Raw genomic sequence first — 14,565 nt, 5'->3', positions numbered from 1 at the left:
ATCATGGTACGCATTTACATCGATCAAAAGCCTTATGACGTAAAACCGGGTAAGAACCTGCTCGAAACCTGCCTCACGCTCGGGCTCGACCTGCCGTATTTCTGCTGGCACCCGGCCATGGGGTCGGTAGGCGCGTGCCGCCAATGTGCCGTCAAGCTTTTCAAGGACGAAAACGACAAAACGGGCCGCCTGGCGATGGCGTGTATGGAAGGCGTTCGGGATAATATGTATTTGTCTGTAAATGATACTGCCGCCCACGATTTCCGCTCGCAGAACATCGAATGGCTCATGAGCAACCACCCGCACGACTGCGCGGTGTGCGACGAGGGCGGGTCCTGCCATTTGCAGGATATGACCGTCATGACAGGCCACGCGTACCGCCGTTTCCGTTACCCGAAAAGGACCTATCAAAACCAGTACCTCGGCCCGTTTCTCCATCATGAAATGAACCGCTGCATCCAATGCTACCGCTGCGTGCGGTTTTACAAGGATTATGCGGGTGGAAAAGACCTGGACGTATTTGCGGCGCATAACCACGTCTATTTTGGAAGGGAAAAGGATGGTGTCCTGGAAAATGAATTCAGCGGTAACCTGGCGGAAGTCTGTCCGACAGGCGTTTTTACCGATAAAACTTTAAGAGAGCATTACACCCGCAAATGGGACATGACCATGGCGCCGTCCATTTGTCAGCATTGTAGCCTGGGTTGCAACATTATCGCAGGTGAACGCTACGGGGCATTGCGGCAGATTACCAACCGGTTCAATGGCGAAGTGAACGGCTATTTCATTTGCGACCGCGGTCGGTATGGCTACGAGTTTGTAAATGACCCCGACAGGGTAAGGCAACCTTTCGTTCGTGCAGAAAATGAAGGTAATAACCTCTTCGAAAGCCTGAACGCGATTTTTACAGAGGGCCCGATGATCGGTATCGGTTCACCCCGGGCGTCGCTGGAAGCTAATTTTGCATTGCGGCGGCTTGTCGGGGAGGCGAACTTTTACCAGGGCATTCCCGAAGACGAGGCGCGACTGCTGGACAAAGTTTTGGCCATCCGGAAAAACGGAAACGTGTACTCGCCTTCGTTGAAGGAAACGGAATATGCGGATGTGGTCCTTGTTTTAGGCGAAGATCCGACTAACTCGGCTCCCAGGCTTGCATTGGCATTGCGGCAGGCAGTGCGCACCAAACCGCTGGAAGATATGGCCCCGTCGAACATCCCGCTCTGGCATGATGCTGCCGTCCGGGAACTGATTCAAGACGATAAGGGAGCGCTTTTTATGGCTTATCCCGTTCACACCAAACTCGATGAGTTAGCATCCGGCACACTTCACGCGGCACCGGAAGACATCGCACGGTTCGGTTTCGCCATTGCCCATTATATCGATGGTAATGAGGCTTTGCCCGAAAGTATGGAACCGCAAGCACTGGAATCGGCCAGGCGTATGGCTGACTTGTTGCAAAAGGCGAAAAGGCCGCTGATCGTGTCGGGAACATCGCTGTTGAATGAGGCGATTATTCAGGCCGCCTATCGGATCGGCCGGGCATTGGAGAAGGACGACAGGAAAGCGGGGTTATGTTTGGTAATACCTGAATGCAATTCGGCCGGATTGGCGATGATGCAGGCGCCATCGCTCCGCCAGGCAATGAAAGCTGCGGAAACCGGCGGGTTTACCACGGCCATTATCCTGGAAAACGATCTGTACCGCCGCGGAGAACGGTCCGGGGTCGATCGGTTTTTGAATGCATTTAAAAATATCATGGTACTGGATCACATCCAGAACGACACTACCAGTAAAGCGACCATACTGCTGCCCGCCGCCACTTTTGCGGAAGGCGAAGGCACGCTGGTGAATAATGAGTTACGTGCGCAGCGGTTTTTTCAGGTTTTTATGCCTAAAAACGAGCATATCCGTGAAAGCTGGCGCTGGCTCGACGAGTTCAGACAATTTCGAGAGGGTACTATGCCCGACGAGCTGCGGGAGCTCGATAACCTGCTGGAAGAGCTGGTTGCCTCCATGCCGCAGTTCAAAGGAGTCGAAGCCGCCGCGCCGTTATCCGATTTTCGCATTAACGGCCAGCGCATTCCCCGGGAGCCGCACCGGTTCAGCGGCCGTACGGCCATGCTCGCTAATGTGGCCGTGAGCGAACCCAAGCCGCCGGAAGACACCGATTCGCCGCTTTCGTTCACGATGGAAGGTTACCGCGGCATGCCGCCTGCGCCGCTGACGCCGTTCTACTGGTCGCCCGGGTGGAATTCGGGGCAATCGGTGCATAAATACCAAAGCGAGGCTGGCGGAGCGTTGCGGGGAGGCGATCCCGGCGTAAGGCTGTCGGCGGAAGCTTTGCATTTCGCGAATGGTTTGTCAACCCATATCCCCCCTGCATTCGAAAGGCAGGAAAATGAAATGACATTGGTACCCTTGCCGCACATTTTTGGTTCGGATGAGCTTAGCGTGCATTCTCCGTCGGTGGAAAGCCGTTCGCCCCGTCCCTACATTGCCCTGAACGGCCTGGATGCGGCGCGCCTGCAAGTGGCCGAGGGAGATGTTTTACAAATGCAGATTGGCGGCCAGGTTTATGATCTGCCGGTGATCCGGAAAGACGAGATTCCCCAAGGCCTGGCCGGATTACCGTACAATCTGCCCGCATTGTCGGGTATCGCGTGGCCTGCGAAAGGTGTTTTAACCAAAGCAATGTTATGAATGAGATCCTGAAATATACTTTGATGATCGTCATCATCCTGTTCACGCTCACCACGATCGCGGCCTGGCTGATCTGGCTCGAACGCCGGATGCTGGCCGTGTGGCAGGACCGCTACGGCCCTAACCGCGCCGGGCCTTTCGGTTTGTTTATCGTGGTGGCCGATACGATCAAACTGTTTTTCAAGGAAGACTGGATACCGCCGTTTGCAGAGAAAACCGTCTTCGTTTTTGCCCCGGCCATTGTGGCGGCGTCGGTGTTGCTGAGCTTCGTGGTAGTACCGTTCGCGCCGGATATACTGGTGGCGGATCTGGACATTGGCTTGCTGTTTTTCCTGGCCATGTCCTCGCTCGGCGTGTACAGCATTGTGTTGGGTGGCTGGGCGTCCAATAACAAATATTCGCTGCTGGGTGCATTACGCGGGGCGTCGCAGATGATCAGCTACGAGGTTTTCATGGGACTTTCTCTGATGGGTGTGGTGATGCTTTCGGGCTCGTTCCGGCTGATGGACATTGTAATGGCGCAAAAGGATTTCTGGTTTGTGGTGACGCAGCCCGTCGCTTTTGTACTCTTCCTGACAGCCGGAATAGCCGAAACCCACAGGCTTCCTTTCGACATTCCCGAAGCGGAAAGCGAGCTCGTGGCAGGCTTTCACTCCGAGTATTCGGGTATGAAATTCGGCATGTTCTTCATCGGGGAATACCTTGGCATTATCCTGATTTCAGCCATGGTAGTCACCATTTTCTTTGGTGGATGGCTGGGGCCTGTGTTGCCGCCGGTCGTTTGGTTTACCCTCAAAACATTCGTTTTTATCATTTTTTTTATACTGCTACGCGCTTCGCTGCCACGTCCACGGTACGATCAGCTGATGGAATATGGCTGGAAAATCATCCTGCCCATTGCCTTGCTCAACCTGCTCGTCACCGGTGCATTTACATTGCTGAAAAACTAACCATTAACCGAATGCGTCATGTTCAGCTTACTCAGATCGATCGGCCTCATTTTCCTGCATATGTTCAGAAAGCGCGAGACTATCCAGTATCCGGAAGAAAAAGTGGTGCTGCACCCGCGCTGGCGGGGGCGCATTGTGCTCACGCGTGACCCCGACGGGGGCGAACGCTGCGTAGGCTGTTACCTGTGCGCCGCCGCCTGCCCGGTCGACTGCATTTCGCTGCAAGCCACCGAGGACGAAAATGGCAGAAGGTATCCCGCTTTTTTCAGGATCAATTTTTCAAGATGTATTTTCTGCGGCTACTGCGAGGAAGCGTGCCCTACCTATGCCATCCAGCTCACCCCCGATTTTGAAATGGGCGAATACAACCGGCAGAATCTGGTCTACGAAAAAGAAGACCTGCTGATCGACAGTCAGGGCAAGTATCCGGGCTACAATTACTACAAAGTGGCCGGGCTGGCAGCCGGCGTGAAAGGAAAGGGGGAGGGTGCAAACGAGGAGCCACCGGTTGATATACGCAGTTTAATCCCCTGAGCTATGGAAATCGCCTTTTATATCGCCGGTACTGTTGCCGTAGTTGCCACGCTGATGGTGATCACGCGGCACAATCCTGTCCATGCATTGCTGTACCTCAACGTATCGCTGCTCGCGCACGCTATGCTCTTCTACCTGCTCGGCGCTTCATTCGCCGCATTGCTGGAAATCATCATTTACGCCGGCGCGATCATGGTGCTTTTCATTTTTGTGGTAATGCTGCTGAACCTAGGGAAAGAGACTGCCGAACAGGAGCGCAAATGGTTGAAAGTAAAAGTATGGGTTGGTCCTACGCTGCTGGCGGCTGTATTGTTTGCCGAATTTCTGGTGCTGGTTTTGTCGTCCGGCCAAGGCACATACAGCCCGGCTGTGGTGAGCCCGCGGCAAGTAGCGGTGTCGTTATTCCGTGAATACCTGATCGGCGTGGAGCTGGCGGCAATGCTGCTGATGGCCGCGGTGGTAGGCGCTGCGCACATTGGGCGTCATAAAAGGCTGGTACTGCACCGGTTTTTGAAAGAAGAAGTGGAGAAAGAAGAAGAGAAACACGAAGCGGTAATGCTATGAAACCATCTGTTTCCATCGAAGTGGTGGTACTGCTGGCCGGGCTCCTGTTTGCATTGGGGATCGTCGGGGTGATCATCCGTAAGAATATCATATTCATGCTGTTGTCGGTCGAGATCATGCTCAACGCGTCCGGTCTGGCATTTGTAGCCGCGGGTTCGCGGTGGGGACAGCCCGATGGGCAGGTCATGTTCGTATTTATTCTCGCAATGGCGGCCGCGGAGGTTTCTATCGGCCTGGCGTTGATCCTGCAAATCTATCACCAGCACAAATCGCTGGATATAGACAACCTGAAAGAAATGAATGGGTAATACCCCCAAACCTGAAAGCGCATGGACAAGTTTCTGTGGCTCATTCCTGCCCTGCCGCTGGGCGGGTTCCTTATCCTCGCATTTGCCGGAAAGTACATTTCCCGGAAAGCGGTAGCGATCGTCGGGGCGGGCAGCATCTGCCTTTCCGCGCTCGTTATGTTCGCCGTGGGTGGTGCATTCCTGTCGGGCATGCCCGAAAACGCTGTGTACACGCAGACCTTATGGACGTGGTTCGAAGTAGGGGATTTTAATGCAAAAATCACCCTCTCGCTCGACGCCCTGTCACTGGTATTTGTGTTCGCGATCACCTTTATCGGCGCGCTGATCCACATTTATTCCACCGCGTTCATGGAGGCCGACAGGGATTACGCGCGGTTTTTTGCGAGTATGAACCTGTTCGTGTTTTCAATGCTGGTGCTCGTCCTGGCGGACAACCTTTTGCTGATGTACCTGGGCTGGGAAGGCGTGGGGCTGTGCAGCTACCTGCTGATCGGCTTCTGGTACGAACAGCCCGCCAACGGCGCTGCCGCCCGCAAAGCATTCACCGTGACGCGCATTGGTGACGCGGCGATGGCGATCGGGCTGTTTATGGTATTTCAGCAGGCCGGCACGCTGGTCGTTTCCGAAATCGGGGCCAATGCGTCGGCGATCTGGCAGCCCAACAGCACGAGCGTCACGATCACCGCGCTACTGTTGCTGGCCGGCGGTCTCGGCAAATCGGCCCAGTTACCATTACAAACCTGGCTCCCAGATGCCATGGCCGGGCCTTCGCCCGTGAGCGCGCTCATACATGCGGCCACGATGGTGACTGCGGGCGTGTACCTGGTTGCTCGTATGCATACGATCTTTGCCCTTTCCGAAACCGCCCGACTGGTGGTTGCGGTCATCGGAGCGGCCACGTTGCTGCTTGCCGGATTGACGGCACTTACCCAGTACGATATCAAACGCGTGCTCGCTTATTCCACCATCAGCCAGATCGGCTATATGTTCCTTGCATTGGGCGTAGGTGCGTGGACGGCAGCCGTGTTCCATTTTATGATCCATGCGTTTTTTAAAGCATTACTCTTCCTGGCCGCGGGGGCGATCATCGAATCTCTTCATCATGAGCATAATATGTTTAAAATGGGCGGTTTGAAAGATAAAATGCCCGTCGTTTTCTGGACGTTTCTGGCGGGAGCAATTTCCCTGGCCGCGGTGCCGCTCGTGAGCGCCGGTTTTTACAGTAAAGATCAGATCCTCTGGTATTCCTGGTCGGCTGGTGGCGGCAATGCCGTGCTGTGGGCGGTAGCGCTGGCCGGTGCATTGATCACCGCCGCGTATACTACCCGTATGATGATCCTGACTTTCTGGGGCGAGTCGCATACGCCCATCGGTCATCTACCGGGCAGGCGCATGACCATGCCATTGGTAGTGCTGGCGCTATTCTCGGTTTTCGCAGGTTTTATCGAGCTACCTCATAATTTCGGACATTTCACCCTCTTCTCGGACCTTTTGCACCCGGTTTTACCCGAAACATTCATGAAGGAGAATATTCCTTCCGAATGGCTTTTTCAATTGCTGGCAGCATTAGCCACCCTGGGAGGCATATTTCTGGGTTACTATTATTATTACCAAAAACCGTCTCGCATTGAAAATCTTCGCCGGAATGGACTGGTGGTGCAGCTTCACCGCTTCTGGTTTTCGGGCTGGGCCTTCGATGCGCTGTACGACCGGATGCTGGTGAAACCTTTCATTTATATTTCCAGCATCAATAAAAAGGACATTACCGACAAGCTGTACACCGGAATAGCCGCCATAACCGGCGACATGTACAAGCTGCTTTCACGAACGCAATCCGGTTCGCTCCGGTGGTATATCATGGGCCTGGTCGCTGGCGCAATTCTCATCCTCGGTATTCAGATAATGCTATGATGCTGGTTCTTTTGATCACGGTTTTAATGGTCGGGGCCGTTGCGGCGGTCGTGGCCGGGGAATGGAGCAGGCACGTACCACGGTGGATTGCATTGGTAGCCTGCGTCATCGGGTTAATGTGCGTGATCGCCATTTGGGCAAACACATCACCAGCCGGGGGGTCGGTACCATCCGGTCAATGGCTGCTGGATTACCGCAAGTCCTGGATTCCTTCTTTTGGCATTAGCTTCCACCTGGCTGTTGACGGGCTGAGTTTGCTGCTATTGGCACTCACATTTTTCCTCGGCGTGCTGGCAGTGTTATGCTCCTGGGACGAAATCCGCGAGCGGACGGGTTTTTACTATTTCAACCTGCTCTGGATCCTGGCCGGTGTGGCCGGGGTGTTTATGGCGATGGACTTGTTCCTGTTCTACTTTTTCTGGGAGGTAATGCTCATTCCGATGTACTTTCTGATCGGCATTTGGGGAAGCGAAAACAGGGTATATGCGGCTTACAAATTCTTCATATTTACACAGGCCAGCGGCTTGCTGATGTTCCTGGCCATACTGGGCCTGTACTTCATCCACGGCCAAGACACCGGCATTTACACATTCAATTATTTCGAACTGACCGGAACGGTCATCCCATTCAAATCGGCATTCTGGCTGATGTCGGGCTTTATGATTGCATTTGCGGTCAAACTGCCGGTCTTTCCATTCCATACCTGGTTGCCCGACGCGCACGGGGAAGCGCCCACAGCCGGAAGCCTTATCCTGGCCGGACTGCTACTGAAAACCGGGGCTTACGGCATGCTGCGGTTCGTGGTACCGATGTTTCCGGAGGCGGTGAGGGAAGCGGCGGTTCCGGCGATGGTGCTGGGCGTGGTGGGCATTATTTACGGCGCGGTGATGGCTTATTCGCAAACCGACCTGAAAAGGCTGGTCGCATTCACGAGCGTTAGCCACATGGGTTTCGTCATTACAGGGATTTTTGCATTGAATGAGCTGGCACTGCAAGGCGTGGTTATGCAGCTGGTAACGCATGCTTTGAGCACCGGTGCATTGTTTTTAATGGCCGGGATGATCAAGGAACGGCTGCATACCCGGGATATCGGGGAAATGGGCGGCCTTTGGGGCCCAATGCCGCAAATGGGCTCGATAGGGCTCGTATTTGCGATGGCCTCGCTGGGATTGCCGGGGCTGGGAAACTTCATTGCCGAATTTCTGATCCTGCTGGGGGTATTCCAGGCTCATCCCTGGATCACCGTAGCCGCAGCGTCCGGACTGATATTCTCGGCCGTTTACTCGCTGCGCATTGTCGGGAAGATATTTCTCGGCCCGCGGAAAACGATGGAAACAGTCCCGGATTTTTCTTTCCGGGAAATGCTGATTATGGCTGCGCTCACGGTATCGATCGTTTGGCTCGGCCTGTTTCCGCAGCCCGTAATCGACACTGCGCGGCCGGCTATTACCGAGCTTGTACGGTTTATGGATGTTCAAAGTGCGGCTTTACAACACCAGCCTTATGTCAAACAATGATTTCAACGCGCTGATGCCGCTCCTGGTGCTGGCTGGCGCATCCGTCCTGGTGATGTTGCTGATCGTGGCGCGGTTGAGCCATCGCCTCATTCAGCTGGTAAGCCTTTTACTTTTTGTCATCGCATTCATTTCCTTGCTGAATATCCGTGCGATGCTGCCCTATCAGGTCGGTTCGCTGTTTATGATCGATAGCTTCGGCGCTTTCATGATCGGGTTGATCATTTTTTCCGGGCTGGCGGTCAATGTGTTTTCCTACATTTATTTTCAGGAAAAAGAAGAAGGGCCCAAAGAGTATTACGTGCTGCTCTTCCTGTGTACGCTGGGCGCGTGTGTGCTGGCGGTCAGCAACCACTTCGTTTCGTTATTTCTTGGGCTCGAAATCCTCACCATAGGCCTCTACGCGCTCATTGCCTACCTGCGTGCGCGCAACCATAGCATCGAAGCCGGGATCAAGTACCTGGTACTGGCGGCGTTTTCATCCGCTTTCCTGCTTTTTGGAATGGCCCTCGTGTATCTGCAAACGGGCGCATTATCGTTCGCGGGAATGGCGAATGTGATAGGCGCGGCCAGCGTGCCGCCATTGCTCCTCACCGGGCTTGGACTGATGCTCGTCGGGCTGGGTTTCAAACTGGCGGTGGTGCCTTTTCACATGTGGACGGCGGATGTGTACCAGGGCGCGCCCGTGCCTGTAACCGCATTCATCGCTACGGCTTCGAAGGGTGGCGTAGTAGCATCAATGCTGCGCTTTTTCGCGGCGATTGACGGTTTCCGGTCGGAGCAATTACAGGTCGTCATGATTGTCATTGCCATTGCTTCAATGGTGGTCGGGAACCTGCTGGCATTGCGCCAAAGCAATATCAAGCGGGTGCTTGCCTATTCTTCCATCGCGCACCTGGGCTATCTGCTGGTAGCATTCATTCCGGGAGGCGACGTGGTGCCGCAGGCGGTCAGTTTTTACCTGCTTACTTACTTCACGGCCACCTTCGCCGCATTCGGAGTGATTACCATTCTTTCCGGAGCGGAGTCGGATGCGGAGGAGCTCGTGCATTACAGGGCGTTGTTCTGGAAGCAGCCCGCGCTGGCGAGCATACTCAGCGTGGCCATGTTTTCGCTGGCGGGGATACCGCTCACGGCGGGTTTTACGGGTAAATTTTATGTGCTCACCACGGGCATCGGGCAGGGGTTTTGGCTACTGGCCAGTGTGCTGGTGCTAAGTAGCGTCGTCGGGCTTTACTATTACCTGCGGGTGGTGACGACGATGTTCGCCGGAACCCGCGATTTGCTGCCCGGCCCGCCGCCCAAATACCCCGTTTTCCTTGGGATAAGCATGGTAGCGCTATTTGTTCTCACGTTTGCGCTGATCTGGCTGGGTGTTTACCCCGATCATGCAATCGGCGTTGTAAGAGACCTTCAATTGCTCGTTACTGCGCCAGCCACTTCTTTTGCTGAATAAGCACGGCCAGCGCGTTGCCGATTTTCGCGTGGCCGCGGGCATTGATGTGGTCGTCGATGGTGAAATAGTACCGCCGGTCGAGCAGCGGGTGGACGTTCACAAAATGCACATCCGGCATTGGGTGAAGCTGTTGATAAGCCTGGAATTCTTTCACGAGCGGTAAGTTGTAAACGCCGAGGTCGAAAACGACGATCGGGCCCTTGTAGCGCGTCCTGATGCGGCTCAGGTAAGGGAAAAAAGCTTCCGCATGTTCCGGCTGTTTTACTGTGTTCGCTACCGGTTTCGCATTAGCCGGTGCGATGACGGGCGCCGGCGATTTTTTCAAGGCCTCGCCAATGTACCAGCGGAGCGTTATAAAAATGCCTTTGAAAGGGAAATAGGTATTGGCGATCTTGTTTTGCCGCTCGGCTACATCAAATCCATGTGCATCTATGCTGGGTTTCTGCGCTTTGACGAGGTTGGCTTTGTTTTCTTCCAGATCGTTATCGCAATATTGAATAATAAGCAATTTGCAGGAATCCATATCCAGTTCGTTCAGGAGTTTCGTTTCCCGGTACGAGCCATAGGAGGTTATGGCAGTATTCAACACATTTATATTGAACTTCTTTTCAATTACTTCCGAAAAGCGTTCTGCTTGTTCCACGCCCCAGCCCATACCATGCGAATCGCCTAGGATAACTATGGATGGGTTATGCAGAGCGGCATCGTCGTCGCGCACACCCAGGGAATTGGTTTTTATTTCAACATCGAATTCTGCGTTTTTAAACCTGCCGGTGATATTGGGTCGAAACCGGTAAGTCAGCGAGGAATCGTATTGGGAGAGCTGCGAATTGAAATTGGTGGTATTTTTAAAAGAGCTGGCATATTGCTGCCGGACCCAGTTGAGATAGTCTTCCGAGAATGGTGTATATTTTTGAAATTCAGCTATATACCAGACGCTTCCCACCAGCCCGGCTTCAATCAGTACAAACAGCCCGAACAATATTGCCAGGCGTTTACGCTTCCCACCCGAAAACGACCAGATCATAATGGTCAGTCCGATCGGGAACATTAAAAAATACAAAGGAAAAATAGTGGAGTGTCTGACAAAAAAATCCTGTCGGAAAAGCGGCATGCACATCAGCAAAAGGCCGGTTAGGAAAGCAATAAGGTTCATTCATTAAAGGGGTTAAGGGTTTGATAACCTTGGTTATATTAATTTCCGATACTTTAAGGCTTGAATTCTAAAAGCGGAGACACCGGCTTTTTAACTGGCGTTGCGAATGGGATCTGCTTCTTTGCAGGAAAGAATTGAGCAACCGGTACAGGAAATTGAGAATGCATTTGAAAGCTGCATTGAAAAGTATAAGCCTTCCGTAGATAGATATAAGCCCGCCGCCGCGGTACCGCCCAACTTTGCATCATTCAATTAAACAAACCAAAGTGATGACAAAGACAGTATTGATTACAGGCGCTTCTTCGGGATTCGGTAAAGACGCCGCACGGTTATTTCAAAAAAACGGATGGAATGTGATCGCTTCGATGCGGTCGCCGGAGAAAGAGACGGAGCTCGGCAACCTCGACCGCGTGGCCCTGGTACGCCTGGATGTGACCGATAGCGAGAGTATTCAAAAAGCGGTAGAAGACGGTATCGCGCGCTTCGGTCGTATCGATGCGGTGGTCAACAATGCCGGATATGGTTCGTTGGGCGTACTGGAAGCGGCGCCGATGGAGGTGGTAAGGCAGCAGTTCGATGTGAATGTGTTCGGGGTGATCGAAGTGATCAAGGCGGTACTGCCGCATATGCGCGAGAACAGGAGCGGGGTGATCGTGAATGTGTCGTCGATGGGCGGACGGATTGCTTTCCCTTTCTCGACACTTTACCATGCTACCAAATACGCGGTCGAGGGAATTTCGGAATCGCTGCAATTTGAGCTCGAACCGCTGGGCATCAAAGTAAAAATCGTGGAGCCGGGTGGTTATAAAACGGATTTTGCGGGCCGGTCGCTGGCAACTTTTGGCGCAGGCGATTTGTTGGACTACAAGCCGGCCTACGACGCTTTTGCCGGACAGGTAGATAACTGGCCGATGTCGGAGCGCGTGTGGGAAGTGGCGGAAGCGATTTTCGAGGCGGCCAGCGACAGCTCGGAGCAGTTGCGTTACCCGGTGGGTGCCGATGCCGTCCAGCTGCTTCAAGCCAGAAAGGAAATGGACGACCTCGCGATCAAAAACCTGATTGCCGGCCACATTTAGCATTCATTATTCAGCTTTTTCAAAGTTATGACCAGCCAGTATCTTGATATCGAGTCCATTAGTGCCCTGCACGATTACGTGGGCGCGCCCAAGCCGAAACATCCGCTGATCAGCCTGATCGACAATACCCAGTTTTACGCGCAATGCCCGCGCGAGCTGACGACCTTCCGGTTCGGCTTTTACACGATCTCATGCAAGCGCATCCACGGCGTGCTCAAATATGGAAAAGGGCATTACGATTTCAGCGAAGGGTCGCTCATGTTCACGGCCCCCTGGCAGGTCATAACGGGTAACATTGAGGAAGGCGGCGTCGAGGAGGGGTGGGCGCTGTTCATTCATCCCGACCTGATCAACGCGACGGAACTTGGACAAAAAATACATCAATACTCGTTTTTTAACTACGATGTAAATGAAGCGTTGCACGTTTCCGAGGACGAAAAACAGTTGATCCGCGATTGTGTCGGCAACATCGAGCGGGAGTATTCCCAGAATATCGACAAGCATACGCTCCGCCTCATCACCGGTAATATAGAGTTACTGCTCAATTACTGCGACCGCTTCTACGACCGCCAGTTCTACACCCGGGCGAAGGTTAGTAATGACCTCGTGCAGCATTTCGAGCGGTTGCTGAACGATTATTTTTCAAAAGATACATTGATAGAAACCGGGCTGCCGAGCGTCAAACATTTCGCTTCGGAGCTCAATCTTTCGCCCAATTACCTCTCCGACTTGCTCAATCGCTTCACCGGTAAAACCACCCAGGAGCATATTCACCTGCGGATGATCGACAAGGCCAAGTCGCTGCTTTGGGGTACGGAGCATTCTATCAGTGAGATTGCTTACGATCTCGGCTTCGAGCACCCTTCGCATTTTACCAAAATCTTCAAAACCAAAACCGGTAAATCACCCAGCGCATTCAGGAACCTCAACTGACATCTGGCGCAAAATGCTACAAACCTGGCGGGAAATACTAGCCTTCCGGCCACCGCAACCGGCTTATTTTGTGTGATCAAATCATTCAAAATAGCCATGAAAATCAGCAGAAAAGTACTTGTAGTGTTTTTGTTTTTGGGAGGACTGTTGGGGTGTAAGGAAACCGACGACGCAGTAAGTCCCGAAAATGGTAACGTTGGGGGCGCCACTGAGGTCGGTGTCCCCGACGGTACCGTTTCGAGCAAGGTGATCGGCGCGGCGGGCGGGACGATTACATCAGCCGATGACCGGGTGGTGCTTACGATCCCGGCCGGTGCATTGCCAAAGGACACGGAGATCAGCATTCAGCCGATCACCAACAAAGCGCCGAACGGGATGGGAGCAGCCTACCGCTTTTCACCCGACGGTACCACATTTGAAAAGCCGGCGTCACTTACGTTTAACTACGATCCCCGAACAGTTGCCGCCAACAACCCCGACGCATTCAGGATAGCAACGCAGGGTGCCGACAAGCGATGGTATCATATGCCCGAAGTGAGCGTGGATACCAATGCGCATGCGATTACCACGGAAATGCCGCATTTCAGTGATTGGACTGCCTACGAATTGGCAGTTATTGGAAGCACATTCATTGACGGCGCTCATTATGTTGAGTTGGGCGCTTCTGTCTCGCTTGAAATGTGGATATTTAATAGACCGATTGTTTTCGGGAATTGGGACGGAAAACCGGCTGATGTGGAAGTTGAAACGGTAGAATGGAAGGTAGCGGGAGGCGCGGCAAACGGAACTGTCAAAGCTGGGGGATCGATAGAGGATATGCATGGGGAAGTTCACAAAGCCGCGTTTACTGCTCCTTCGAAAAATCCACCTAGCAATCCGGTAACCGTGATTGCGGACATTACGCTGAAAGGTAAGAAGGGGAAGCTGCAAGTAGTAAAACAAATCTTGATCGGTAAGGACTATTTCCGCGGCGTATTTGCCGGAACTCCATTCGATTGGGAAAACCTCACTTTCATGGTTACCGGTAAAAATATTGTCCTGGCAGGCTATAATGAGAATCCGGCACAATCGCTCCACGTGCAGATCAACGATGTTAATTTCAACGCGCCCAATCGCACTTATGCTTACGCCGAGCGGGCCGACAGGAGCGCATGGGCGGAATTTACCAACAGCTATAATGGCCCTGGCGGAGGGTGGCTGTCGGCCCACGCGGATTGTCCCAGCGGTGTACGCATATCGCCGGGCGGTGTTACCATTACGCAGATCAGCGTTGTCGACGGGGCAGAGTATATCCAGGGGCATTTAACCGGGCCTTTTTACATGCGCACGGAAGGTTGTCCGCAGGCATTGCGTACGTCGTCCATTCAGGCGGAGTTCAGGATAAAAAATACTTTTAAAACTGGCCTGAAAGCCGCAGGCATGGCTAACTTTAAAGGAATGTAAAACCTTTAAAAGAACAGCCT

At 53.3% G+C, this 14,565-nt stretch carries 12 protein-coding genes; 11 read left to right on the top strand and 1 reads right to left on the bottom strand.

The window, feature by feature from the left end; translation table 11 throughout:
• Positions 1-3: 3 nt before the first annotated feature.
• The 8 genes from nuoG to BLQ88_RS03855 are packed head-to-tail and all read left to right on the top strand — an operon-like array spanning position 4 to position 9,937.
• Positions 4-2,700 carry an NADH-quinone oxidoreductase subunit NuoG gene (gene nuoG, locus BLQ88_RS03890; protein WP_090146902.1) on the top strand — a complete coding sequence of 899 codons (2,697 nt, stop codon included), beginning with the start codon at positions 4-6 and terminating at the stop codon, positions 2,698-2,700.
• Positions 2,697-3,650: an NADH-quinone oxidoreductase subunit NuoH gene (nuoH, locus tag BLQ88_RS03885; protein ID WP_090146900.1), complete on the top strand. Its 954-nt coding sequence runs from the start codon at positions 2,697-2,699 to the stop codon at positions 3,648-3,650. The genes nuoG and nuoH overlap by 4 nt, the downstream gene beginning before the upstream one ends.
• Before the next feature lie 18 nt (positions 3,651-3,668).
• A complete protein-coding gene (nuoI, locus tag BLQ88_RS03880) occupies positions 3,669-4,184 on the top strand; it encodes an NADH-quinone oxidoreductase subunit NuoI (protein ID WP_090146898.1) in 516 nt (171 codons plus the stop codon).
• Positions 4,185-4,187: 3 nt separating this feature from the next.
• The gene (gene nuoJ / locus BLQ88_RS03875; protein ID WP_090146895.1) at positions 4,188-4,748 is read left to right on the top strand and encodes an NADH-quinone oxidoreductase subunit J; all 561 of its coding nucleotides are present in this window, start codon (positions 4,188-4,190) and stop codon (positions 4,746-4,748) included.
• Positions 4,745-5,056 (top strand): NADH-quinone oxidoreductase subunit NuoK, encoded by a 312-nt coding sequence (nuoK, locus tag BLQ88_RS03870; RefSeq protein WP_090146893.1) that lies wholly within the window; start codon positions 4,745-4,747, stop codon positions 5,054-5,056. Before nuoJ ends, nuoK begins: the two co-directional genes overlap by 4 nt.
• A gap of 21 nt (positions 5,057-5,077) precedes the next feature.
• Positions 5,078-6,967: an NADH-quinone oxidoreductase subunit L gene (gene nuoL / locus BLQ88_RS03865; RefSeq protein ID WP_090146891.1), complete on the top strand. Its 1,890-nt coding sequence runs from the start codon at positions 5,078-5,080 to the stop codon at positions 6,965-6,967.
• A complete protein-coding gene (locus tag BLQ88_RS03860) occupies positions 6,964-8,484 on the top strand; it encodes a complex I subunit 4 family protein (RefSeq protein ID WP_090146890.1) in 1,521 nt (506 codons plus the stop codon). The genes nuoL and BLQ88_RS03860 overlap by 4 nt, the downstream gene beginning before the upstream one ends.
• Positions 8,471-9,937 carry an NADH-quinone oxidoreductase subunit N gene (locus tag BLQ88_RS03855; RefSeq protein WP_090147121.1) on the top strand — a complete coding sequence of 489 codons (1,467 nt, stop codon included), beginning with the start codon at positions 8,471-8,473 and terminating at the stop codon, positions 9,935-9,937. The genes BLQ88_RS03860 and BLQ88_RS03855 overlap by 14 nt, the downstream gene beginning before the upstream one ends.
• Here BLQ88_RS03855 and BLQ88_RS03850 read toward each other — a convergent pair.
• Positions 9,906-11,093 (bottom strand): SGNH/GDSL hydrolase family protein, encoded by a 1,188-nt coding sequence (locus tag BLQ88_RS03850; RefSeq protein ID WP_090146888.1) that lies wholly within the window; start codon positions 11,091-11,093, stop codon positions 9,906-9,908. The genes BLQ88_RS03855 and BLQ88_RS03850 overlap by 32 nt on opposite strands.
• Positions 11,094-11,362: 269 nt before the next feature.
• On the opposite strand from BLQ88_RS03850, the gene BLQ88_RS03845 reads away from it, so the two are divergent.
• The 3 genes from BLQ88_RS03845 (at position 11,363) to BLQ88_RS03835 (ending at position 14,545) form a co-directional block, all read left to right on the top strand.
• Positions 11,363-12,169 carry an SDR family oxidoreductase gene (locus BLQ88_RS03845; protein ID WP_090146887.1) on the top strand — a complete coding sequence of 269 codons (807 nt, stop codon included), beginning with the start codon at positions 11,363-11,365 and terminating at the stop codon, positions 12,167-12,169.
• 27 nt (positions 12,170-12,196) lie between these two features.
• Positions 12,197-13,102, top strand: a complete 906-nt coding sequence (locus tag BLQ88_RS03840) for a helix-turn-helix domain-containing protein (RefSeq protein WP_090146885.1) — start codon at positions 12,197-12,199, stop codon at positions 13,100-13,102.
• A gap of 96 nt (positions 13,103-13,198) precedes the next feature.
• Positions 13,199-14,545 (top strand): hypothetical protein, encoded by a 1,347-nt coding sequence (locus BLQ88_RS03835; protein WP_090146883.1) that lies wholly within the window; start codon positions 13,199-13,201, stop codon positions 14,543-14,545.
• The last annotated feature ends 20 nt before the right edge of the window (positions 14,546-14,565 follow it).

Origin of the sequence: Dyadobacter soli (assembly GCF_900101885.1) — a bacterium.
GTDB lineage: Bacteria > Bacteroidota > Bacteroidia > Cytophagales > Spirosomataceae > Dyadobacter > Dyadobacter soli.
This window is presented reverse-complemented; position numbering and strand designations above follow the sequence as displayed.

Coding starts and splice junctions, on each gene's coding strand:
- BLQ88_RS03840 (WP_090146885.1), top strand. CDS start 12,197: ATGACCAGCCAGTATCTTGATATCGAGTCCATTAGTGCCCTGCACGAT.
- BLQ88_RS03835 (WP_090146883.1), top strand. CDS start 13,199: ATGAAAATCAGCAGAAAAGTACTTGTAGTGTTTTTGTTTTTGGGAGGA.
- nuoG (WP_090146902.1), top strand. CDS start 4: ATGGTACGCATTTACATCGATCAAAAGCCTTATGACGTAAAACCGGGT.
- nuoI (WP_090146898.1), top strand. CDS start 3,669: ATGTTCAGCTTACTCAGATCGATCGGCCTCATTTTCCTGCATATGTTC.
- BLQ88_RS03845 (WP_090146887.1), top strand. CDS start 11,363: ATGACAAAGACAGTATTGATTACAGGCGCTTCTTCGGGATTCGGTAAA.
- BLQ88_RS03860 (WP_090146890.1), top strand. CDS start 6,964: ATGATGCTGGTTCTTTTGATCACGGTTTTAATGGTCGGGGCCGTTGCG.
- nuoJ (WP_090146895.1), top strand. CDS start 4,188: ATGGAAATCGCCTTTTATATCGCCGGTACTGTTGCCGTAGTTGCCACG.
- BLQ88_RS03855 (WP_090147121.1), top strand. CDS start 8,471: ATGTCAAACAATGATTTCAACGCGCTGATGCCGCTCCTGGTGCTGGCT.
- nuoK (WP_090146893.1), top strand. CDS start 4,745: ATGAAACCATCTGTTTCCATCGAAGTGGTGGTACTGCTGGCCGGGCTC.
- nuoL (WP_090146891.1), top strand. CDS start 5,078: ATGGACAAGTTTCTGTGGCTCATTCCTGCCCTGCCGCTGGGCGGGTTC.
- BLQ88_RS03850 (WP_090146888.1), bottom strand. CDS start 11,093: ATGAACCTTATTGCTTTCCTAACCGGCCTTTTGCTGATGTGCATGCCG.
- nuoH (WP_090146900.1), top strand. CDS start 2,697: ATGAATGAGATCCTGAAATATACTTTGATGATCGTCATCATCCTGTTC.